16 protein-coding genes and 1 pseudogene are annotated in these 20,604 nt (G+C 70.0%); 9 read left to right on the forward strand and 8 right to left on the reverse strand.

All coding sequences use genetic code 11. The features are described 5' to 3' along the window. Positions 1 to 183 precede the first annotated feature (183 nt). The 3 genes from ABIA33_RS02295 (at position 184) to ABIA33_RS02305 (ending at position 2,057) form a co-directional block, all read left to right on the forward strand. Positions 184 to 948 carry a peptidoglycan-binding protein gene (locus ABIA33_RS02295; RefSeq protein ID WP_370076320.1) on the forward strand — a complete coding sequence of 255 codons (765 nt, stop codon included), beginning with the start codon at positions 184 to 186 and terminating at the stop codon, positions 946 to 948. Further along, positions 945 to 1,832 (forward strand): DUF2690 domain-containing protein, encoded by an 888-nt coding sequence (locus ABIA33_RS02300; RefSeq protein ID WP_370076322.1) that lies wholly within the window; start codon positions 945 to 947, stop codon positions 1,830 to 1,832. Before ABIA33_RS02295 ends, ABIA33_RS02300 begins: the two co-directional genes overlap by 4 nt. 102 nt (positions 1,833 to 1,934) lie before the next feature. Continuing rightward, positions 1,935 to 2,057 (forward strand): hypothetical protein, encoded by a 123-nt coding sequence (locus ABIA33_RS02305; RefSeq protein ID WP_370076324.1) that lies wholly within the window; start codon positions 1,935 to 1,937, stop codon positions 2,055 to 2,057. Between the two features lie 367 nt (positions 2,058 to 2,424). Here the strand turns inward: ABIA33_RS02305 and ABIA33_RS02310 are convergent, their stop codons facing one another. Both ABIA33_RS02310 and ABIA33_RS02315 read right to left on the reverse strand, forming a co-directional pair. After that, positions 2,425 to 2,700 carry a hypothetical protein gene (locus ABIA33_RS02310; protein ID WP_370076326.1) on the reverse strand — a complete coding sequence of 92 codons (276 nt, stop codon included), beginning with the start codon at positions 2,698 to 2,700 and terminating at the stop codon, positions 2,425 to 2,427. A 504-nt stretch (positions 2,701 to 3,204) separates the two neighbouring features. Next, positions 3,205 to 3,795: a TetR/AcrR family transcriptional regulator gene (locus ABIA33_RS02315; RefSeq protein WP_370076328.1), complete on the reverse strand. Its 591-nt coding sequence runs from the start codon at positions 3,793 to 3,795 to the stop codon at positions 3,205 to 3,207. Between the two features lie 145 nt (positions 3,796 to 3,940). On the opposite strand from ABIA33_RS02315, the gene ABIA33_RS02320 reads away from it, so the two are divergent. The 3 genes and pseudogenes from ABIA33_RS02320 to ABIA33_RS02330 all read left to right on the forward strand — a co-directional run. Beyond that, positions 3,941 to 4,693 (forward strand): SDR family NAD(P)-dependent oxidoreductase, encoded by a 753-nt coding sequence (locus tag ABIA33_RS02320; protein WP_370076330.1) that lies wholly within the window; start codon positions 3,941 to 3,943, stop codon positions 4,691 to 4,693. Positions 4,694 to 4,936: 243 nt separating this feature from the next. Then, on the forward strand, positions 4,937 to 5,779 hold the full coding sequence (locus ABIA33_RS02325; RefSeq protein ID WP_370076332.1) for a patatin-like phospholipase family protein: 843 nt from the start codon (positions 4,937 to 4,939) through the stop codon (positions 5,777 to 5,779). A 1-nt stretch (position 5,780) separates the two neighbouring features. Next, a pseudogene (locus tag ABIA33_RS02330) lies at positions 5,781 to 6,334 on the forward strand (ThuA domain-containing protein); the annotation flags it as partial. Positions 6,335 to 6,411: 77 nt separating this feature from the next. Here the strand turns inward: ABIA33_RS02330 and ABIA33_RS02335 are convergent. The 6 genes from ABIA33_RS02335 to ABIA33_RS02360 form a co-directional block, all read right to left on the reverse strand. Continuing rightward, positions 6,412 to 7,413 (reverse strand): hydroxyacid dehydrogenase, encoded by a 1,002-nt coding sequence (locus ABIA33_RS02335; RefSeq protein ID WP_370076334.1) that lies wholly within the window; start codon positions 7,411 to 7,413, stop codon positions 6,412 to 6,414. A 182-nt stretch (positions 7,414 to 7,595) separates the two neighbouring features. Then, entirely contained in the window at positions 7,596 to 8,714 is a 1,119-nt protein-coding gene (locus tag ABIA33_RS02340) for a Gfo/Idh/MocA family protein (protein WP_370076336.1), read from the reverse strand. After that, positions 8,699 to 9,382 carry a ThuA domain-containing protein gene (locus ABIA33_RS02345; protein WP_370076338.1) on the reverse strand — a complete coding sequence of 228 codons (684 nt, stop codon included), beginning with the start codon at positions 9,380 to 9,382 and terminating at the stop codon, positions 8,699 to 8,701. The genes ABIA33_RS02340 and ABIA33_RS02345 overlap by 16 nt, the downstream gene beginning before the upstream one ends. Before the next feature lie 94 nt (positions 9,383 to 9,476). Continuing rightward, positions 9,477 to 10,352 carry a carbohydrate ABC transporter permease gene (locus ABIA33_RS02350; protein ID WP_370076340.1) on the reverse strand — a complete coding sequence of 292 codons (876 nt, stop codon included), beginning with the start codon at positions 10,350 to 10,352 and terminating at the stop codon, positions 9,477 to 9,479. Further along, positions 10,349 to 11,248 carry a carbohydrate ABC transporter permease gene (locus ABIA33_RS02355; protein ID WP_370076342.1) on the reverse strand — a complete coding sequence of 300 codons (900 nt, stop codon included), beginning with the start codon at positions 11,246 to 11,248 and terminating at the stop codon, positions 10,349 to 10,351. The genes ABIA33_RS02350 and ABIA33_RS02355 overlap by 4 nt, the downstream gene beginning before the upstream one ends. Positions 11,249 to 11,257: 9 nt before the next feature. Continuing rightward, the gene (locus tag ABIA33_RS02360) at positions 11,258 to 12,610 is read right to left on the reverse strand and encodes an ABC transporter substrate-binding protein (RefSeq protein WP_370076344.1); all 1,353 of its coding nucleotides are present in this window, start codon (positions 12,608 to 12,610) and stop codon (positions 11,258 to 11,260) included. 323 nt (positions 12,611 to 12,933) lie between these two features. Here ABIA33_RS02360 and ABIA33_RS02365 point away from each other — a divergent pair, with 323 nt between their 5' ends. Genes ABIA33_RS02365 through ABIA33_RS02375 form a run of 3 tightly spaced genes read left to right on the forward strand, consistent with a single transcriptional unit; the run spans position 12,934 to position 20,604 of the window. Beyond that, entirely contained in the window at positions 12,934 to 15,273 is a 2,340-nt protein-coding gene (locus tag ABIA33_RS02365) for a hypothetical protein (protein ID WP_370076346.1), read from the forward strand. Positions 15,274 to 15,320: 47 nt separating this feature from the next. Continuing rightward, complete coding sequence (locus ABIA33_RS02370; protein WP_370076348.1) at positions 15,321 to 18,458, forward strand: alpha-mannosidase; 3,138 nt, start codon at positions 15,321 to 15,323, stop codon at positions 18,456 to 18,458. Further along, positions 18,451 to 20,604, forward strand: a complete 2,154-nt coding sequence (locus ABIA33_RS02375; RefSeq protein WP_370076350.1) for an ROK family protein — start codon at positions 18,451 to 18,453, stop codon at positions 20,602 to 20,604. Before ABIA33_RS02370 ends, ABIA33_RS02375 begins: the two co-directional genes overlap by 8 nt.

Below are 20,604 nucleotides of genomic sequence, written 5' to 3' on the forward strand. Positions count from 1 at the left end.
ATCGCAGGCATGGCCTAGGCGAGAATTTGGCAAAAGGTCCGGCTAGAACATTTGGCGCCCCCTAGGATCACTGCCGGAGAGCCAGGGGAGTTCTCCTGAAGTGGCTCGGTTGGGGGCGAAATGGCACGGTGGCGGCCTCTGCCTGCCGGACTTGATCCGGCAGTTGCGCGATTTGTCATTCAGTTGCGTGAGCTCAAGGACGCCAGCGGGCGGACCCTGCAGGAACTCGCCGGCGACACTGGGTACAGCTCATCCTCATGGGAACGCTATCTGAACGGCCGGTTGTTGCCGCCTCGCGCCGCTGTGGAGGCTCTCGCGAAGATCGCGGGCGGGGAGCCGGTGCGACTCTTGGCCCGCTTCGAGATGGCGGCAGACGCCTGGCAGTCCCAGCAGGAGGACGTCCCGAGTGCCGAGACTGCGGACGCTGCGCCGGTAGGCACGCCGGAGGCGGGGACGACCGCAGTGGTGTGCGTGCCTGACGCCGACGCCGGACCCCAGCCCGAAGCCGAGTCTGGAGCCGGCTCCGCTCGGCCCCGGCCCCGCACCGGGTGGCCGCTGATCATGACGCTCGGCGGTGCCGCCGCCCTGGGCGCCGTGATCACGCTGCTGGTCGTCCAGCCCAGTCAGGGCGCGGTGGCCTGCGCACCGGCGCGCACGCCCGCAGCCGTGCACAAGCCGGCGGTGTTCACCTGCACCTACAGCCGCAAGGCGGGGATGTGGTACGCGGGCAACAGCACAACCAACACACAGCAGCTAGTGGTTGACATTTCCGGACCGGATGTGGCCGAACTCCAGTGCCTGCTGCAGCGCGTGGGGATCACGCCCGGCGGGATCGACGGGAATTTCGGGCCGCTGACCGAATCCGCCGTGATCCAGGCCCAGAAGAAGTTCCACCTGAACATCGACGGCCAGGTGGGACCGCACACCTGGGCTGCCCTGCGCGGATGACCCGGAGCCAGAGCCAGAGTCAGAGGCAGTGCGCGCGCCTGGCGGCCGAACTGCGGCTCCTTCGCGGGCGCTCCGGACTCACCATCGCGGCGCTGGCCGAGGAGTCCGCCTACAGCAGGTCCTCCTGGCAGCGCTATCTGAGCGGGGCGGCACTGCCGCCCTGGCTCGCCGTACGCGCGCTGTGCCACCTCGCAGGCGAGCCCGAGCCACGGATCCGTGCGCTGTGGGAACTTGCCGAGGGGGCATGGAGTGGCCGCGGAGCCGTGGCATCCGCCCCGGCTCCGGCACCGGCTCCAGCGCCTGAACCTGCCCCTGCGGCCGTCCCCGATCCGCCCACACAGGCGGCGGAGCCTGCCGGTGGCACCGGACAGCCCAGCGGCTTCGGACGCCTCCGGACCGGGGCTGTCACAGCTGCGCTGCTGCTTGCCGCCACGCTCGGGGGCGCGGCAGCCCGTGACCAGAACGCAGGTGACCGTGCGTCACCCGCGCAGTCCGGCGCGTCCAGCGCATCCGGATTCCACGTCGGCTGCGTCGGCGACGCCTGCAACGGCCTTGACCCAGGGCCCACGCTCTGCGGCGTGGAACCGGAGACGCTACTGCACCAGTCGACCCCGAGCGGCGCCGGAATGGAGGTGCGGTACAACCCGCTGTGCCGGGCGGCCTGGGCACGGACCTGGAACACGCAGCTCGGTGACAGGCTCACGCTGTCCGAGCCGGGCGCGCCGACGCAGGACGTCACCATGAACGACCCGCACAGGCTCGACGCGTTCGCCTACACCCCGCTGGTTGCCCTCACCGGCAGCGGCACATCCCTGAAGGTGTGCCTGACCACACCCTCACCCCGGTCCGCCACCTGCTACTCACTGCCGTCCCCGTCCCCGTGATCAGGAGGCCGTAGCAAGCTGTGCCCACGGCGCCCTCCCTGCGACCTGGAACTTCCCCATCCCATCCCATCCCGCCACCGCCCGGCTCCGCCTGTCCAGCGGTTGCCCAATGAACCCGTCACGCGCCTACGCGTACTCCGACACCGCTTCGCGGTCACCTACGAGGTCTGCGGAACGGGCACCGCGCCCAACTTCGTGGACAGCAGCTGGACCGACGCGTTCTGACCAGCCGCGAAAAGCAGGACACACAGGTCCCGGCACCCATGCGACCAGCCGCACACCGGCCACCACGCAGGAGCAGCCCACCGACCCGTACTGGATCCACGGCAACGACGTCGCGCGGGACTTCGAACGCTGACGACTGTCAGCTGCCCTGCACCGAGGGGCCGCGGCAGGCAGCCGCGGCCCCTCTTCTCCGGGTCGGGGACGGTCTGGTCTGAGTAGACGGGCAGCAGCCCGCCAGACGGACGTCAGACCGGGATGGAGACGGTGACGCTGTAGTGGTAGTAGCCGAGAAGCGGGTGGCTGGAGTTGTTGGCGTCGCTGACCGGCTCCTCCCGGACGTTCGTGCCGGTGTCGGGGGTTTGACCACTCAGGGGCTGGGTGTGGCAAAGACCTGGGCCATGGCTTGGTTGGCGAGGGTCTGGAGCTCGGCGTCGGCGACCCCGACGCAGGCTGCTGGCTTGCTGCTTGTGGCGCCGGGGGACTCCATGCCGGTACGGAGTTGCTGGACGAGGGCTGCATCGCAGGCGGCGGTGCTGGCGGGCGCGGGCAGGTTGCCGTTGGACTTGACGCCGCTGCTGGAGCATCCGGCCAGGGCGAGAACGAGTAACGCGACGGCTGGCGTGAGGTCGATCGAGGCGTTCACACAGCACAGCGCGAGCGTGGCGGACCAGATCCCGAGGATCGGCGCCCTCCTCGCCACGCCCCCCGTGCCACCCACCCTGTTCGAACCGGTTCCGCAGTCTGCACTCATCGAGGGCCTCGGCAACGGCGAGTAGGGCCTCGCATCACAAACGCCCTACCGCTAGAGGTTTTGGACGGGCGAAGCCGTCTCGACGAGCTGAAGCTCGCGGCCGCCGATGCCATCTCCGACATCGTCGACCACGCCGACAACGCCGACAAGCAAGAGGCAAGAGCCTAGCCCGGTCGCAGCGGCAGTGCGGCGAAGGCATTCGTGGCGGTCGGACAGGCGAAGTGGAGCGGCACAGATGACCATCATGCCGTGCTGTCATAGCGCCCTGGCAATGGGTGTTGACCTGCACGGATGACATTCTCGGCAGGCGCAGCCTTGATCGCCGTATTCGCCGGTTCCTCGGCGATTACCCCGGCTCACCCGCAGGGCCGTTTTCCGGCTCGGGCTGTGGCTGTTCTAGGGCCTGGGCAGGAGGGCCAGGGCTGTTTCGGCGATCGCGCGCAGTGAGTCGGGGCTGCTTCCGCCCTTGCCGAGGGCTTCGATCCCGCGCAGCACGGCCAGCAGGAGTCCGGCAAGGCGGGCGGGGTCGGCGTCTTGTTTGATGTCGCCGGCCCGCTGTGCTCCGGCGATGCAGGAGGAGATCAGTTCCTCGATGGCTGCGAATGTCCGGCGGGCCGTTGCCGCGACCGCCTCATCCTGCCCCGACAGCTCGGCGGTGCCCTTGGCGAGCAGGCAGCCACGGAGGCAGACGTCCGAGGCGGTGGCGTTCGCCACCTTCAGGACATGCGCGCGCAGCCGGTCGTACGCGCCTGCATCGGGGCCGTCGAGCTCCCGGCGCACAGCTTCGATCAGCCCGGCGCAATAGTCGTCGAAGATGCGCAGGAACAACTGGTGCTTGTCGCCGAAGGCGCCGTAGAGGCTGCCCTTGCCCAGACCGGTGGCCGCCGCGATGTCGTCCACCCTTGCTGCCGCGTAACCGGTCGACCAGAACTGGTCCTTGGCGGCGGCCAGGACCTGGCCTTCATCAAAGCTTCGGGATCGTCCCATGGTCTTACGATACCGATTCTTGACCGTCTCGTCCAGAATAGGTTACGTTGTGGACGAGGCAGTCAAGAAAATCGGCCGTCTGTCCCGTCGCCGATGCGGCCATGAGCAGCGCGAGCGACACAGTCATCTCAGAAGGACGGGTGCCATGAGCCCCATGAACGGTAAGACAGCCCTGGTCACCGGTGCCTCCAGCGGTATCGGCCGGGCGATCGCCCAGCGTTTCGCCGATGACGGTGCCCGCGTCTACCTGACCGGCCGGCGCAAGGATGAACTCGAAGCCGCGGCCAAGGACATCGGCCCCAACGCGGTCGCGGTGCCGTGCGACGTCTCGCAGGCCGCCGACCTCGACCGCGTCATGGACGTCATCCGCGGCGACGGACGGCGCCTGGACGCCGTGGTTGCCAATGCCGGACTGGGCGACGGATCGCTTCTCTCGGACGTCACCGAGGAGCAGTTCGACTACGTCTTCGGTGTCAACACCAAGGGCAGCCTGCTGACTGTGCAGAAGTCCCTGCCCTTGCTGACCGACACCGCGTCGGTGATCCTGCTGGCGTCCTCCACCATCCACCAGGGCGCCGCCAGAATGGGCGTCTACGCCGCGTCCAAGGCCGCCGTGCGCAGCCTGGGACGGACCTGGGCCGCGGAGCTGGCGCCGCGCGGCGTGCGCGTCAACGTCATCACGCCCGGCCCCATCGCCACCCCCGCGATTGACCGCGTGGCCGTCAGGCTCGGCAAGAGCAGTGAAGAGCTCCACGGCGTGATGTCCGCACAACTGCCACTGCAGCGCATGGGCCGCCCCGAAGAGGTCGCCGCACTGGCCGCTTTCCTGGCTGGGCCGGAGAGCTCCTTCATCACCGGCGCCGAGCACTTCGTCGACGGCGGACAGGTCCAGGTCTGACCAGTAGCCAGGAGCTGCCGCCCGCGCCGCCCGTGGCGGGCGGCACCGCGGACCTGGCACGCGGATCCTGGCCCGCCACCGGGACGGCTCCGCCTTCGAGTACCTGCAGCCGCGCACCTGAATTAGTCCGACACCGCGGTCCGGGGTGGACCCACGGACGAGATCTCCCGCCAAAGGCCTCAGACTGCCCCGCGGTCGAGACGCCCACCGCACAGAACATTCGAATGCGAAGGAGTGAGCAAAGTGAACACAACGCGGGCACTGGTGACGGGCGGCGGAGGAGTCGTCGGCACCGCGTGGATGACCGGGCTTGTCAGCGGGCTGCGTCGTGCAGGGGTAGACCTTGCCGAGGCCGACGTGATCGTAGGTACCTCGGCAGGGTCGATCGTCGGCACGATGCTCGCCACCGGCCAGGATTTCGACTCCGACACCCCTGCGCCCCCCGGCAACCGGGGCGACTCAGCGCCCCAGGCGGACCGCGGTCGGCTGGCCGAGGTGTTTGCCATCCTCGCCGACGCCAGCCTGGAACCGGCGGACGCCCGGCGCCAGGTCGGCCAGGTCGCTATCGCCGCCCAGACCATCACCGAGCAGGCGCACATCGCTGGGATCAGCATGCTGATCACCGCACAGGAATGGCCGGATCGCCAACTACTCATCACCGCAGTCGACGTCGAGACCGGCGAGCTGAAGGTCTGGGACCGCGCCGGTGACGCACCACTGCGAACCGCGGTGGCGTCCAGCTGCGCCTTGCCGGGCGTCTCCCCGCCGATCACCGTCAACGGGCGGCGGTACATGGACGGCGGCATCGGGTCCGGAACCAACGCCGATGTCGCCACCGGCGCCGACGTGCTGGTCCTTCTCGAACCACTGGCGCACCTGTTCCCTCGGGGGCCACTGGAACGGGAACTCGCCGCGGCCGGCGCAGGCACGGTTGTCACGATCAACCCCGACCAGGCGGCGCTGGACGCCTTCGGCCCCGACCTGGGCGACTGGGCGGCCTGGCAGCCGGCCAGAGAGGCCGGTATCAGGCAAGCCGCCGCAACCGCTGAGCGGGTCCGCGCCGCTTGGTCCACCAAGGACCGGTGAGATCGGCTGCAACCGCCGCTATTCTTGCCGAACTCGCGGGCGGCCTCGGCCTCACCGCCCTGGCCACCGAGGAGTCGTCAGCCTTCACCCCGGCGGGCTTCGCCGCTATCAGGCGGTCGTGGTCCTGTCCACCACCGGAGAAGTCTTGGACGATCGGGGCCGGGAGGCCCTGCGGGACTATCTGTCGCACGGCGGCGGCTGGATGGGCGTCCACTCGGCCAGCGGTACCGAGTACGACTGGCCCTACTACGGGGACCTGATCGGCGCCCGCTTCGCCGGGCATCCCTCAGCGGGGCGACCGTCGACGTCGCGGACCGCGATCACGACGCCACCGCGCACCTGGGCCCGCGCTGGACCCTCGACGACGAGTGGTACAACTTCCGCAGCCAGCCGCCGACATCGGCGCGGATCCTGCACGCCGTCGACGAACGCCGGCAGGTGGGCGGCACCATGGGTGCTGTCCACCCGCTGGCCCGGTGCCGCGACTTCGGCGGCGGCCGGTCCTTCTGCACCGCCCCTGGGCACACCGACGATGCCTATGCAGACCCGGCGTTCCGCCGCCACTGCGGCCGCCCCTGCGCGAGGTCGGCGCGAGTGTTCGCACCGACCTCGCGGCCCGTGGACGTTCCGGGTCAGGCGACCCGGTCGAGATCCGACTGCAGTACCGGGTGTTTGAGCGGGAGACCATCGACCAGACGCTCGACCTCTTCCACGACCGCGCTGCCGAGGCGTTCCAGTTCGTTGCCGAGTGAGCCGGCGATGTGGGGGGTGAGGAAGACGTTGGGCAGCCGGTGCAGCGGCGAGTCCACAGGCAGCGGTTCGGGCTCGGTGACGTCGAGCACCGCGCTGAGTCGCCCGGAGACGAGTTCGTCGGTGAGTGCGTCGGGGTCGATGAGCGCTCCCCGCGAGGTGTTGATCAAGGTGGCGCCGTCGGGGATCAGCGCGAGGCGGCGGCGGTCCAGCATCCGGTAGGTCTGCGGGAGGTCAGGCGCGTGCAGACTGACGATGTCGCTCCCACGCAGCAGGTCGTCCAGCGGCAGGAGGGTAGCTCCCATCTCCGCGGCCTCGGCGGGTTCCAGGTAGGGGTCAGCCAGGGTGGCGACGAGGTCGAGCGGGCGCAGCAGTTCCAGGAGCCGCCGTCCCACCCGGGAGGCGCCGATGACGCCGATGCGGCGGCGGTAGTTGCCGAGTGTCCGGTCGGCGTGAGGGTTGGGCCGTTCGTGTCTGAGGGCGTCCCGGAGGGCGAAGGCGGTCTTGCCGGACAGCAGGATCGCGGCCAGCGTGTATTCGGCGACCGGGACGGCGTTGGCGGCTGCGGCGGAGGAGACCAACAGGTCGCGGTCCCAGCATGATTGTGAGATGAGGTCGCGTACGGTGCCGGCCGCGTGCAGGACGGCCCGCAGCCGGGGTGCTGCGTCGAGGACCTGCTGGTCGATCGGGGGGCAGCCCCAGCTGGTGATCAGAATTTCGGCCTTGGCGAGGGCGTCGGCCGCCTCGGGGCAGTCGAAGCGTGCGACGACGAGGCGGCGGTCGATGTCCAGCAGGTCGCAGAGCCGGTTCATCAGCTGTGGTGGGAAGAGCCGGGACAGGTTCTCGGGGGCCATCACGAACAGTGCGGTAGGTCGGTCGGTCATGGCTCGGACTCCATGGATGCGGCAACGGTGAATCAGGCGTCGTTTTCCGTGCGGGGAGTGGGGTCGACGACGCGGCGGGCGACGGCCGGGGGCGGGCGGCGTCGCCCGCCGCGACGGTGCGGGCGGGGTGCGCAGCGTGCGGGTGCGTTGGGTGCGGATGCGGTCGGGGCGGGCCTCTCGGTCTACTGCTCTTCGGGCCGAGCACTGGCGGGGACCGCCGCCGGGCGTTCGCAGGTGCTGGTGACGGTCACCGACTCGCCGCTGCGGGCGGCGGCGAGCAGCGACTCCATGACGTCCAGGATGTGGTACGCCACTCGGCCGTCGGCGCGGTGCGGGCCGCCGTCGGCGAGCGCGCGTGCCAGGTCGGCGACGCCGTAGCCGCGGGAGGCGCCGGGGTACCCGCCGCGGTCCGGGACCGGCTCCCATTCCTTGGCCTCGGCGCGGAACAGCCGTACCTCGCCGTCGAAGCCGTTGGGGTCCGGTACCGACAGCGAGCCGCCGGTCCCGTAGACCTCGATCCGGGGCAGTGCGCCGGCCCACACGTCGAAGCTCATCAGCAGCGTGGACAGCGCCCCGTTCTCGTGCTCCAGCACGCCGGTGACGTGGGTGGCCACCTCGACCGGGAACTCGGTACCGGCCCGCGGTCCGCTGCCGATGCTGCGGGTGGCGCGGGGGGTGGCGGACATGCCGACCACCCGGCGTACCGGGCCGAGCAGGGTGATCAGCGCGGTGAGGTAGTACGGGCCCATGTCGAGCAGTGGGCCACCGCCGGGTCGGTAGTAGAACTCCGGTGCCGGGTGCCAGCGTTCGTGTCCTGGGGTGACCATGAAGCCGGTCGCGGCGACGGGTGAGCCGATCCAGCCGGCGTCCAGGACGGCGCGCGCGGTCTGCACCCCCGTCCCGAGTACGGTGTCGGGGGCGCAGCCGATGCGGACCCCGGCGGCGTCGGCCGCCTCCAGCAGCGCGTGGGCTTCGGCGGTGGTGGCGGCCAGCGGCTTCTCGCCGTAGACGTGCTTGCCGGCGGCGATGGCGGCGTGCGCGACCTGGGCGTGTGCCGCGGGTAGGGTCAGGTTGAGGACGAGGTCGACGTCCTGGGCGGCGTAGAGCTCCTCGGGGGTCAGGGCGCGCGCGCCGGGGACCTCCTTCGCCGCGAGGGTGGCGCGGGCCGGGTCCAGGTCGGCGATCGCGGTCACCCGCAGGTTCGTCAGCCGGGGGAACGTGTCGAGGTACGCGCCGCTGATGTTCCCCGCGCCGACCACGCCCACGCGCAGGATCTGCTGGTCCGTCATCGGGTGGCCCATGCCATGCCCTTCCTGATCATCGAGTCCACTTCGGGTACGTCGAGGTCGGCGAGGTTGTGGCCGATCGCCGTGGCGAAGATCCGGCCCGCGCCCCAGTGCCGGGTCCAGGCGACGGGCACGACGATGCCCGTGAGTTCGGGGTTGTCGGGGTCCGGCTCGTAGTCGGTGACGGCGAGGACGTCGACCGCCGGGTCCATGTGCAGGTAGTACTGCTCGGTGGTGACGGTGAACGGGCCGATGCCGGCCATCACCGGGTGGTCGGCGCGCTCGGGCCGCGGGCGCACCGTGTAGGTGGTGAACTCGCGTGGGTGATGGACGAACTGGCCGCCTGTCATCAGCTGGTAGCCGGTCTCCTTGCGGAAGGAGTCGATGATGCCGCCGTGCCAGCCGGCGAATCCGGTTCCCGCGCGCACGGCGCGCGAGAGGCCGGCGACCTGCTCGCCGGTGATCTGCCCCATCGTCCAGCACTGGACGATCAGGTCGGTGTCGGCCAGCAGTCCGTCGTCGAGGTAGCTGTCCAGGCTGTCGCTGACTGTCACCTCGTAGCCGTCCTCCTTGAGCGCGGCCGCGTACCGGTCGGTGGCGGCGACCGGTACATGGCCGTCCCATCCGCCGCGGACGATCAGCGCGTGCGGGGCCTTCGGCGGCCGATGTTCTTGCTCTGTCATGCGGGTTCTCTCCGATGAGTTCCCGGCGGGGAGGTCCCGCCGGGCATTGATGTCGGTGCGTCGATCACGGCGTCCGCCGTCACGCCGTCCGCCGTCACTCCGCGTCGGCGACGGCTGCCACCGGCGGGGCCTGGCCGACGCCCTGGGTGCCGGTGGCGCCGCCGGCGACGCCTTCGACGAGGTACCGCTGCAGGACCACGAAGACCACCACGATCGGGGCCGCCACGATTGCCGTCGCCGCCGCGACCATCGGCCACTGCGACGAGTACTGGCCGAAGAAGGAGAACAGGCCGCGGGTCACCGGCCAAAGGCCGGGGTCGCTGAGCATGACCAGGGGCAGGATCAGGTTGTTCCAGCTGGCCACGAAGCCGAACACGCCGAACGTGGCCAGAGCCGGTTTCATCTGCGGGATGATGATGGTGAAGATGAAGCGGACGTAGCCGCAGCCGTCCAGTGCCGCTGCCTCGTCGATCTCGGTTGGGATGGTCTTGATGTAGCCGACGAAGAAGAAGAACCCCGCGCCGGCCAGCGACGTCATCACCAGGTAGCCGAACCGGTTGTTGTACGTTCCGAGCTTCTGTGCCTCGATGAACAGCGGGATCAGGCCGGCGGGCAGGAATCCGGAGAACACGAAGAAGGCGTACAGCGCGTTCGAGCGCCGGAAGTAGCCGCGAGAGATCGGGAAGGCGAGGAAGACCCCGAGAATCAGGGTGGCGATGTCCGGGACGACCGCGTACAGCAGGCTGTTGACCATCTCGGTGGAGAAGTCGCCCTGGCTCCAGGCCTGGCTGAAGTTCGAGGCCGTCCACGGATGCGGTATGCCGGTCGGGTCCTGCAGGAACCCTGTGTACGTCTTGAACGCCTGGAGCGCCAGGTAGATCAGGGGCAGGGCGAACAGGCCGGCCGAGATGAGCAGGCAGACGAGGTGCAGCCCGCCGGTCCGCAGGGCGCTGCGTATGCGGAGGCTCACAGGGTCACCTCCCGCCTGCGCAGGAAGAACAGCAGTCCGCCGCCGATGACCAGGGTGATGAAGAACTGCGCCATGGCCAGCATCGAGCCGTAGCCCAGGGACGGGTTCTGTCCGAACGCGGTGTCGAACATGTAGAGGCCGATCGTCTTTGTGTTGAAGTTGCCGTCGGTCAGGACGAGGATGAGCGAGTACTCGCCGATGCTTCCGACGATGGTGAGGAAGACGTTGACCGTGGTGGCCGAGGCGAGCAGCGGCCAGGTGATGTGCCGGAACAGTCGCACCCGTCCGGCCCCGTCGAGCGACGCCGCCTCGTACAGTTCGGGCGGGATGCGGCGCAGCGCGGCGATGTACACCAGCATGGTGTACCCGCTGAACATCCAGACGTTGATCAGGACGACCAGCGGCAGGGCCCAGGTGGGGCTGCCCAGGAACGCGTTGGTCCCGCCGGACAGCGCCTTGTAGACCTTCTCGGCCGGCCCGGTCTGCGGGTCGAGGATCAGCGAGAACAGTACGCCGACGATCGTCACCGAGAAGATCTGCGGCATGAAGATCAGCGCGCGGTACAGGCCGAACCCGCGCCGCCGGTGCCGAAGCAGCAGCGCGAGGCCGAGCCCGGCCCCGATCTGCAGCACGGCGACGCCGGCTACGTACTTCAGCGTCGTGACGATGGCGGCGGAGAAGTCGGCGGAGGAGCCGTGGAACGCGTTGCGGTAGTTGCACAGGCCGCACCAGTTCAGCGGAGTGCCCGGCAACCCCGAGTACTGGGTGAAGGAGTAGACGACTGTGGCGAGCGACGGATAGAGGCCGAACACCAGCCAGCCGATCGCCGGCACGGAGATGGACAGCCAGGGGATCCATCGCCGGGTCCGCCTGGTGCCGAAGGGAATGGTGGCCATCGGCGAGGTTCAGCTCCTCGGAGCAGAGCGGTACGCGTCAGCGGACTGCTTGAGCGCGTCGGTCGTGGACTGCGGCCCGATCGGCTGCATCTTGGTCAGGTCCGGGCCGCCCGCGATCTTGGGGAAGCTGCTGGGGACCCAGGGCTGGGAGGCGCTGGGGTAGCCCTCGGCGACATGCGAGGACAGCCAGTTCGTCCAGGACAGCGAGGGGGTCGGTACCGCGGGTTCCGCCGACAGCGAGCCCGTGGCCTTCAACCAGTCCGCGTAGTTGCCCTGTTGGGTGAACAGGTCGAGCCACTCCAGCGCGAGCTGCTGGTGCTTGGACCACACCGGCACGGCCCAGGACAGGTCGGGGGCGAGGACGGGACGGTTCCAGGCCGCGGTGTCGGTTCCCGGGATCGCCATGAAGCCGAACTTCAGCTGTGGATCGGCCTTGGCGATGGTGTTGCCGTCGTAGGAGCCGTCCACAAAGAACGGGAAGTCGTTGCCCTGGACGGCCCAGTTGCCCGGCGCCGTCTGGGCCGGGACGCCGCCCGCGCTGGGCTCGATGTACGCCATGACCTGCTCGTAGCGCTTGGCGGCTTCCTGGTACAGCGGGCCGTCCCAGCTCTGTGTGCCGCTCCAGAAGTCCTGGGCGCGCTGCTGGTAGACCGAGGCCGCGTCGGAGGCCGGTTTGTCCTGCATCATCAGTTGGTTGACGATGCCGGCCCACACGTTGTTCTGGTAGTCGTCCTTCCCGGCCACGTAGACCGGTGTGATCCCCTTCGACTTGAGGGTCTGCAGGTCGCCGATGAACTCGCCGAAGGTGGTCGGGATCGGGATGCCGTACTTGGCCAGTAGGTCCTTCTTGTAGAACAGGCCGCTGCTGTTCACGTACTCGGCGGTCATCACGGCGTATACGCCACCGTTGTAGCCGTTCGCGTACTTCTGCGCGACCGGGTCGAACCGCTGCATGAACGGCTGCTTCGACAGGTCGAGGAACTGGCCGGCCGCGATGAGCGCAGCGGTGCCCGTGGGCTTGATGCCGATCGAAGCCGGCGGGAAGGCCTTCGGCGTCGGCGGGAACTGGGCCAGCAGGTCGACGCTCTTGGACGCCAGCAGGCTGTTCTGCAGGGTCGGCCAGGCGTTGGCAGCCGTCGGCGCGCTCTGCAGCCTGATCGTGACGCCGGGGTGCTGCTTTTCGAACAGGGCGTCCACCTTCTCCGTCTGCGCGACGGAGGCGGGGTTCGTCCACTCGGCGATGACGAGCGTCTCCGACGAACTGCTACTGCTGCTGCCGCCGCAGGCGGTGAGGCCGGCGGCGAGCGGCAGACAGGCAGCCGATACCGCGAAGAGGCGACGGGAACGGGTAATTCTGGCCATGACGGCTCCTCTTGGGAACAGTGTGTGGTCACGGCCGACGGCACGGGCGCAAGGTGCGCTACCGCAGTTCTGGAGTCCCCGAAGCATCCGTTCCGGCACGCGGACCGGTCAAGGGCAGTGCACGTCCAATGACTTTTTTGACAGGCGCGATAGGTAAGTCACTGCCTCTGAGGGTCATCGTTGCAGGTCGCTGCGATCCAAAATGAAATTTCAGCGAGAGGTCTAGTCCAGGTAACACTTTTGGAGTTACATACCCCTCACGCCGCCGACGGCGTCCTGGAGTCGAACCCATCCGCAATCCGAACCCCTGGAAAGGGAAATCGATGCTGCGCACGGTCCGACGCGGAGCGATCCCACTGCTCTGCTGCATTGCCGCCACCGTGGCCGTCACCCAGTACGCGACCGCCAACCCCGCGCATCCCGCGACGTCGAAATCCGCGACCGCCCAGCCCGGGAACACCCAGCCCGCGACCGCCCAGCCCGCGACCGCCCAGCCCGCGACCGCCCAGCACCACAGGCCCGGCTACTGGGCGACCCAGTTCCAGTTCGACAACAACGGCACGCCATGGACCACTGCGGACTTCGCGGCGCTCAAGGCCAAGGGCATCAACCGCGCCGAGATCAACATGCCGTGGTCGAAGCTCGAGCCGACCCGCGGCGCCTTCGCCTTCACCGAGCTCGACCAGGAACTCGCCGCCGCCGCCGCTGCCGGCGTCCAACTGGTGCCGATCTTCTGGCAGTCCGGCTGGCGCGGCAGCCCCGTGACGTGGGAGACCGACCACGAGGTGACCAGCACCGGCGCGACCGGCGTCGCCCTGGCCTGGTGGGACCTCACCGAGCAGAACGACTACTTCACCTACGTCACCAGCACCTTGAGGCACATCGCGCACCAACGGGGGTACGGCGGCGCGTTCATGGACTACGGCCACCTGGACGCCCAGTGGCTGGACAGCCCCGGCGAGGGCGGTTGGGCGCCGGCGGACATCGAGTACTTCCACACGAACTGGCTTCCGGCCACCTACCGAAACATCGGCGCCTTCAACGCGAGGAACAGCACGACGTACTCGTCCTTCAGCCAGGTCCCGGCCGCCGTTCCCGGCACCCCGCTGGCCGGCGTCTACCAGGCCTTCCGCCAGTGGAGTGTGCAGGACACCTACAACCGGCTCACCGCAGCCGCCCGCAAGGTCACCAAAGGCCCGCTGTACTACTACTTCGGCGGGCACATCTCCAACGCGCCCCAGCTCGGCAATCTGCCCGACGTCTTCTTCCACCTCGCCCGCAAGTACAACGTCACGGTGGTGGAAGACGCCGCCAACTCGGCCGGCCTCAGCCTCCTGTTCGGCAGCCTGGGCCGCGCCTACCACGTCCCGGTCGCCCAGGAGTGGACGGTGACCACTGACGCCGTGATGCCGGCGCAGGCGGCCCAGTGGCTGTCCGACTACGCCATGACCCTGCCCGACGGCGGCGGCGAGGACTTCTTCATCCACGACGGCACCAGCAAAGACGTCATCGGCTTCCCGATCTACACCCACTGGCTGCCCGTGCTCCAGAGCCTCTCCGGCTCGTACCCGACCCAGCCGGTCGCCGTCTACATCGACGACTCGCAGGCCCGCGGCAACACCGGCGGCGGCAGCCTGACCGGCGTCGAGAACAACATCACCGCGCTGTGGGACGGCTACCAGGCCGGCTTCGCGGTCGTCACCAGTGAGGAGATCGCGAACCACGCCGACAGCCTGTCCCGCTACCGCGCCGTGCTGCCGATGAACGGCGTGGACGCCAACCTGACGGCCTACCAGAAGCGCGGTGGGACGCTGCTCACTGCCGGCTCCCAGCTGAGCCAGTACGCTCCGACCTACGCCGACCTGACCAGCCAGCACACGCTACAGGTCGTCCCGGCCACGGCCAAGAACCACCACAGCGCCTCGATCACCGTCGCCGAAGTCAACCCGTACTTCGGATACACGGGTTCTGTCACTCTGCACCCGAACGGCCTCAACCTCGTCAGCGGCACGTACCACGTGGTGGACCGGCTCACCGGCACAGCACCGGCGCAGAAGGCACTGCCCGACGGCAGCGTGTGCGTCCCGGTCGCGATGGCCTCGGCGCAGCTCGACCAGTGGCAGCTGCTGCCCGGCGCCGCGCCGGCCGGCACTCCCGTCCCCGCGACCTGCCCGGTCACCAACGGCGGCGCAACGTCCGTCAGCGCGACCGCCGGACAGAGCGGCGGCGGCGTGGTGTTCCTGAACGTCGGTGCCACCGGTCAGGGCGCTGACGGCAACCTCACTGCCGTTTCCCAGGGCGGAGGCGCCGCCTACGCCACCTGGACCAGCAAGCAGAGCGGCGCCGGCGCGGCCAACGTCTACCTCCAGGTCGACCCGTCCAGCCAGGTGGCCAAGGCGTCCGTGGTGACGATGAACGTCACCTACTGGTCGGTCGCGGGCCAGGGCTTCCAGGTGCAGTACGACGCGCCCGGCAACCCGTACCTCGGCGGTCCCACCGTGGTCGGCAGCGGGACGGGCAGCTGGCAGACCGCGACCGTGACGCTGACCAACGTGCAGCTCAACGAACTGCAGAACCTTTCGGCCGACCTGCGCCTGGCTGTCACCGATCCGACCCAGCCGCTGTACATCGGCGGCGTCACCCTCTCCACCACCGGCAACTGACGCACCACGAATCTGACGCACCGCTGCTTCGAAGGGACCGCCCTACCGTGCACGACGATCGCCAACTGGTAGAAGACCGCATTACACGGTACCTCAGCCACGTCCTCCGTCCCGCCCTCCACACCGCGCGCGCCGCACTGACCGTCAGCGCGTGGCACGTCCCCGGCGAACCCGTTCCGGTGGCGGAGGCCCTCGCCGTCCCGGACGCCGACTACCGGCCGTTCGCGATCGGTGGGACGTGGGGCGGTCCCTGGTCCACCACGTGGTTCCGGTTCTCCGGGCAGATCCCGGCCGATTGGGCCGGCGCGCGCGTAGAGGCCGTGATCGACCTCGGATTCGACCCCGACCGCGGCCCCGGCGGTCAGGCCGAGGGCCTGGTCCACACGCCGGACGGCCGCGCCCTGCACGGCCTGCACCCGATGAACCGCAACGTCCTGATCAGTGCGAACGCCGAGGGCGGCACGACGGTGGAGTTCCTCGTCGAGGCCGCAGCCAATCCTGGCATCGAGAGCGCGCACGGACGCAACACGCACTTCGGCGACCGGGCGACCGCCGGGGACGCTCCGCTGTACCGGTTGGTCTCCGCCGACCTCGCGGTCCGCGACGAGAACGTCTGGCACCTGATCCACGACGTGGAGGTGCTGGATCAGCTGATGCGCGAGCTGCCTGTGGAAAGCCCGCGCCGCCACGAGATCATGCGTGCCCTGGCACGCGCCGCGGACGCCACCGATCCGCGGGACGTGTCCGGTACAGCTGCCGCCGCGCGTGCGGAGCTCGCCGATGTCCTCTCGCGTCCCGCACACGCCTCGGCGCACCGGATCAGCGCGGTCGGGCACGCGCACATCGACTCGGCCTGGCTGTGGCCGCAGCGCGAGACGGTCCGCAAGTGCGTGCGCACCTTCGCGAACGTGCTGTCGCTCGCCGAGGAGTACCCCGAGCTGATCTTCGCCTGCTCCTCGGCGCAGCAGTACGCCTGGGTCAAGCGGCATCGGCCCGAGCTGTTCGAGCGCATCCGCAAAGCGGTCGGCGAGGGGGTGTTCGTCCCTGTCGGCGGCATGTGGGTGGAGGCTGACGGCAACATGCCCGGCGGCGAAGCGCTGGCCCGTCAACTCATATACGGGCGGCGGTTCTTCGCCGAGGAGTTCGGTATCGAGCAGGACGGCGTGTGGCTGCCCGACTCCTTCGGCTACACGGCCGCCTACCCGCAGCTGGCCCGGCTGGCCGGCGCCGAGTGGTTCCTGTCGCAGAAGCTGCACTGGAGCGAGACCAACGAGCTGCCGCACCACACCTTCGCGTGGGAGGGCATCGACGGCACGCGCATTCTGACGCACTTCCCGCCGATCGACAGCTACAACGCCGAGCTCACCGGGAAGCAGCTCGCTCACGCGCAGGACAACTTCCGGGACAAGGGCGCCGCCACGGTTTCGCTCGCGCCCTTCGGGCACGGCGACGGCGGCGGCGGCCCCACCCGCGAGATGCTGGAGCGGGCCCGGCGGCTGCGCGACCTGGAAGGTTCGCCGCGCGTGGACATCCAGGCCCCGTCGACCTTCTTCCGTCAGGCGGGCGAGGAGTATCCCGATGCCCCGGTGTGGCGCGGCGAGCTGTACCTCGAGTACCACCGCGGCGTGTACACCAGCCAGGCGCGGACCAAGCGCGGCAACCGTTGCTCAGAAGCCCTGCTCCGGGAGGCCGAGCTGTGGTCGGCGACGGCCGCCGTGCGCAACGGCGCGGCCTATCCGCACGAGGAGCTCGACGATCTGTGGCAGCAGGTGCTGCTGCATCAGTTCCATGACATCCTGCCCGGCACCTCCATCGCCTGGGTCCACCGAGAGGCCGAGGCGGTCTACGGTCGCATCCACGAGCAGCTCGAGACGCTGATCGCCCGAGCCGGCGCGGCTCTCGCCCACGGCGGAGCCCCGGGCGTCCTCAATGCGGCGGCGCACGACCGTCGCGAGGTGGTCCTGCTTCCGTCCGCACCTGCGTCCGGCACGGCCGCGCAGCTGCTGTCCGACGGTCGCCACGCGGCCCTGGCCGATGCTCCCGCGCTCGGCGGCGGCGCTCTGCTGCCGGACCTTCAGGGGATCGCACCGGTCGTCGTGGCCGAATCTCCCGAAGGCGGCCACCTTCTGGCCAACGGCGTGATCGAAGCCCGCATCGACGCCGACGGGCTGCTGCGCTCGGTCCGAGACCTCGCGACCGGACGGGACGCGATCGCTCCGGACGGCGCGGGCAACCTGCTCCAGCTGCACCGCGACCAGCCCAATCTGTGGCCCGCGTGGAACCTCGAGCGTCACTATCGCAACGTCCGCCGGGATCTGACGGCCGACGATGGCGCCCCGGCCACCGTCACCCTTACCGACGAGGGTCCGCTGCTGGCCGTCGTCCGCGTCGAGAGGGCTTTCGGAGACTCCCGCGTCGTTCAGGAGGTGCGTATGACGGCGGGTTCGCGCCGCCTCGACGTCGTCACCGACATCGACTGGCGCGAACGCGACGCGGTGCTCAAGTCGGCCTGGCAGTTCGACGTACACGCCGAGCACACCGCCGCGGAGATCCAGTTCGGCCACGTCACCCGGCCGACGCACGAGAACACGTCCTGGGACGCGGCCCGTTTCGAGGCGTGGGCCCATCGCTGGGTCCATGTCGGCGAGCACGGCTGGGGCGTCTCCCTGATCACCGACTCGACCTATGGCTACGACGCCTCGCGGCACACCCGGCCGGGGGGAGGGAGTACCACGACACTGCGGCTGACCCTGCTGCGCGCGCCGAACTCCCCGGACCCGCAGTCCGACCTCGGGCGGCACCGCTTCAGCTATGCCGTGGTCCCCGGAGCCGGCACCCGCGAGGCGCTTGCCCAGGCCCACGCGCTCAACCTTCCGCTGCGTCCCGCCCCGGCGGCCGGCGGGGCGCGTCCGCTGGTCGCCGTGGACAACCCCAATGTGGTGGTCGAGTGCGTCAAGCTCGCCGACGACCGGTCGGGAGACGTGATCGTGCGCCTCTACGAGTCCTGCGGCGGTCGGGCGAGCACGCGCCTGTCCGTCGGGTTCCCGGTGGCAGGCGCCGCGGTGACGGATCTGCTGGAGCGGCCGACCGCGCCGTCGCAACTGCACGACGGCACGCTCGACCTGACGCTGCGGCCGTTCCAGATCCTCACCCTGCGCCTCACTCCGGGCACGGCGAATGCCTGATCTGCCCTCCGCCGGCGCGGCTCCGGGTGCCGACGTGCACGCGGTGCTGCGTCGGTGGGCCGCAGGTCAGGACCAGCAGGCGCTGCGGGCCTCGATCGTGCTGCTCGCCGCCGAGGGCCTGCGCAACGCCGACATCGCACGGCAACTGGGCGTATCCCGGCAGACAGTGACGACGTGGCGGCAGCGTTACGCCACCGAGGGCGTCGACGGGCTGCTGGACCGTGCGCGCACCGGCCGTCCCACGACGGTCGACGAGGGCGAGATCGTGGCGAGCATCCTCACCTCCACACCCGACGGCCGCACCTCGCGGCAGTTGGCCCGCCGCCTCGGCTGCTCGCACAGCGCCGTCGCGGAGGCGCGACGCCGTTGGAACCTGTCGGGCGGCCGGCTCTCCGCCCCCCAGGTGCCGGTGAGCCCTGCCCTGGAATCGAGCGACCTGTGGCTGGTCGGTCTCCATCTCGACCCGGAGTACACGGTGCTGGTGCTCGCCAGCCGTCCGGCCGCCGTGCCGGTGCTTCCGCCACATGATCCGGTGGTCGACGCCTACGCGCTGGCCGCTGTCAGTGACGCGATGACCGCCGCGGCGAGGGTCGCGACGCACAAGCCCGCAACGTCCACGTCCGACCCCGAAGGCACGCCCTTCTTCCTGGACGCCGTGCGCCGCACCCATCCGCAGCAGGGCCTTCATGCCATCGTCCTGCGGGCGCGGCCCACCGCCGTGCACAAAATCGACCTCGCGCAGCACTGCGATCGTCTCGGCATCTCGGTCCATGAGCGGCCGGAGCGGACCAGCGAGGTCTCCTTCGTCCGTGCCGTGCTGGCCCTGGACGCGGCCCGGCACCCGGAGTCCTCGACGCGTCTGCTCCTGGACCTCGCCTCCGCGCTCGCCCGCTACGCCGGCGGGGTCGCACACGCCCGAGTCCGCTGGATCCGCGAGCCGCTCCCGGCGCCGTCCGACACCCGGCCCATGTCGCCCGTCCCCGGGTCCGGCCCAGCGGCCGGCGGCGGCGCCAACCAGATCGACCTCGGGTCCTTCAACGAGTGCGTCGTGATCGAGACCGTGCGTCTCGCGGGCACGATCACCCGCGGAGAGCTCGCCGAACGCACCCGGCTCACGCAACAGTCCGTTTCCCGCATCACGCGCTCGCTGATCCAGCGCGGCCTGCTCGTCGAGCAGCGGAGGCGGCACTCGGCCGTCGGCAAACCGAGCAGCCCGGTGCGGTTGCGCGACGACGCCGCGCACGCGCTCGGCATCCACATCGACCCCAACGTGCTGACGGCGGTGCTGGTCGACCTGTCCGGCCGGATCGTCGCCCGCCGCGCCGAGCCGATCACGTCCGACCCGCGTCCGGGCGCCGTGGTGACACAGATCGCCGACCTCGGCGAGTCGGTTCTCGAGCAGGCCGGGCGCGGCCGGTGGGAGGAGGGATTCCTCGGTATCGGCGTGGCCGCCCCGGGACCTGTGGACACCGTCTCCGGGACCGTGCTGGACCCGCCGCTGATGTCGGTGCTGCGCGACGTCCCCCTGCGCACCCTGCTCGAGCGGCGGTTCTCGTGCCCGATCGTGATCGAGAAAGACTGCTCGGCCGCGGCCGTCGGCGAGCGCTGGATCGGCCGCGACAGCCGCGCCTGCGACTTCGTCTACCTCTACCTCGGCACCGGCGTCGGATCCGGGCTGTTCCTCAATGGCGACCTCTACCGCGGACTTACCGCCAACGCGGGCGAGTTCGGCCAGCTCTGCGCGGTGACGCTGGGGCGGTTCGACACCTCCGGGCGACCCAAGATCCTCCAGGAGTGCAATCCAGGGAGCTATGTCGCGCCGGACCGGCTGTCGCATCCGGCCGCGCAGCGGAACACGCGGCTGACGGTCCAGCAGGCCGCGAAGGCCATCGGCAGCGGCGTGCTGTCCGTGATCGATCTACTGGACGTCGGCCTGGTCGTGGTCGGCGGACCCTTCTTCACCGAAGAGGTCGCGGACGTCTACCTCACCGAGATCGAGCATGCGGTCAACGCGTTTCCGACCGCCCGGCGGCTGCGCCGCGTCCGCGTCGAGCGCTCCGTCAACAGCAGCGAGGCCGTCGCCGTCGGCGCGGCGTCCACCATCTTCCACTCCACGTTCACTCCGCGGCTGCGCCGCATCCCCTGA

It is taken from the genome of Streptacidiphilus sp. MAP12-16, from assembly GCF_041262165.1.
Lineage (GTDB): Bacteria > Actinomycetota > Actinomycetes > Streptomycetales > Streptomycetaceae > Streptacidiphilus.

Coding starts and splice junctions, on each gene's coding strand:
- ABIA33_RS02300 (WP_370076322.1), top strand. CDS start 945: ATGACCCGGAGCCAGAGCCAGAGTCAGAGGCAGTGCGCGCGCCTGGCG.
- ABIA33_RS02315 (WP_370076328.1), bottom strand. CDS start 3,795: ATGGGACGATCCCGAAGCTTTGATGAAGGCCAGGTCCTGGCCGCCGCC.
- ABIA33_RS02320 (WP_370076330.1), top strand. CDS start 3,941: ATGAGCCCCATGAACGGTAAGACAGCCCTGGTCACCGGTGCCTCCAGC.
- ABIA33_RS02335 (WP_370076334.1), bottom strand. CDS start 7,413: ATGACCGACCGACCTACCGCACTGTTCGTGATGGCCCCCGAGAACCTG.
- ABIA33_RS02340 (WP_370076336.1), bottom strand. CDS start 8,714: ATGGGCCACCCGATGACGGACCAGCAGATCCTGCGCGTGGGCGTGGTC.
- ABIA33_RS02345 (WP_370076338.1), bottom strand. CDS start 9,382: ATGACAGAGCAAGAACATCGGCCGCCGAAGGCCCCGCACGCGCTGATC.
- ABIA33_RS02355 (WP_370076342.1), bottom strand. CDS start 11,248: ATGGCCACCATTCCCTTCGGCACCAGGCGGACCCGGCGATGGATCCCC.
- ABIA33_RS02360 (WP_370076344.1), bottom strand. CDS start 12,610: ATGGCCAGAATTACCCGTTCCCGTCGCCTCTTCGCGGTATCGGCTGCC.
- ABIA33_RS02365 (WP_370076346.1), top strand. CDS start 12,934: ATGCTGCGCACGGTCCGACGCGGAGCGATCCCACTGCTCTGCTGCATT.
- ABIA33_RS02375 (WP_370076350.1), top strand. CDS start 18,451: ATGCCTGATCTGCCCTCCGCCGGCGCGGCTCCGGGTGCCGACGTGCAC.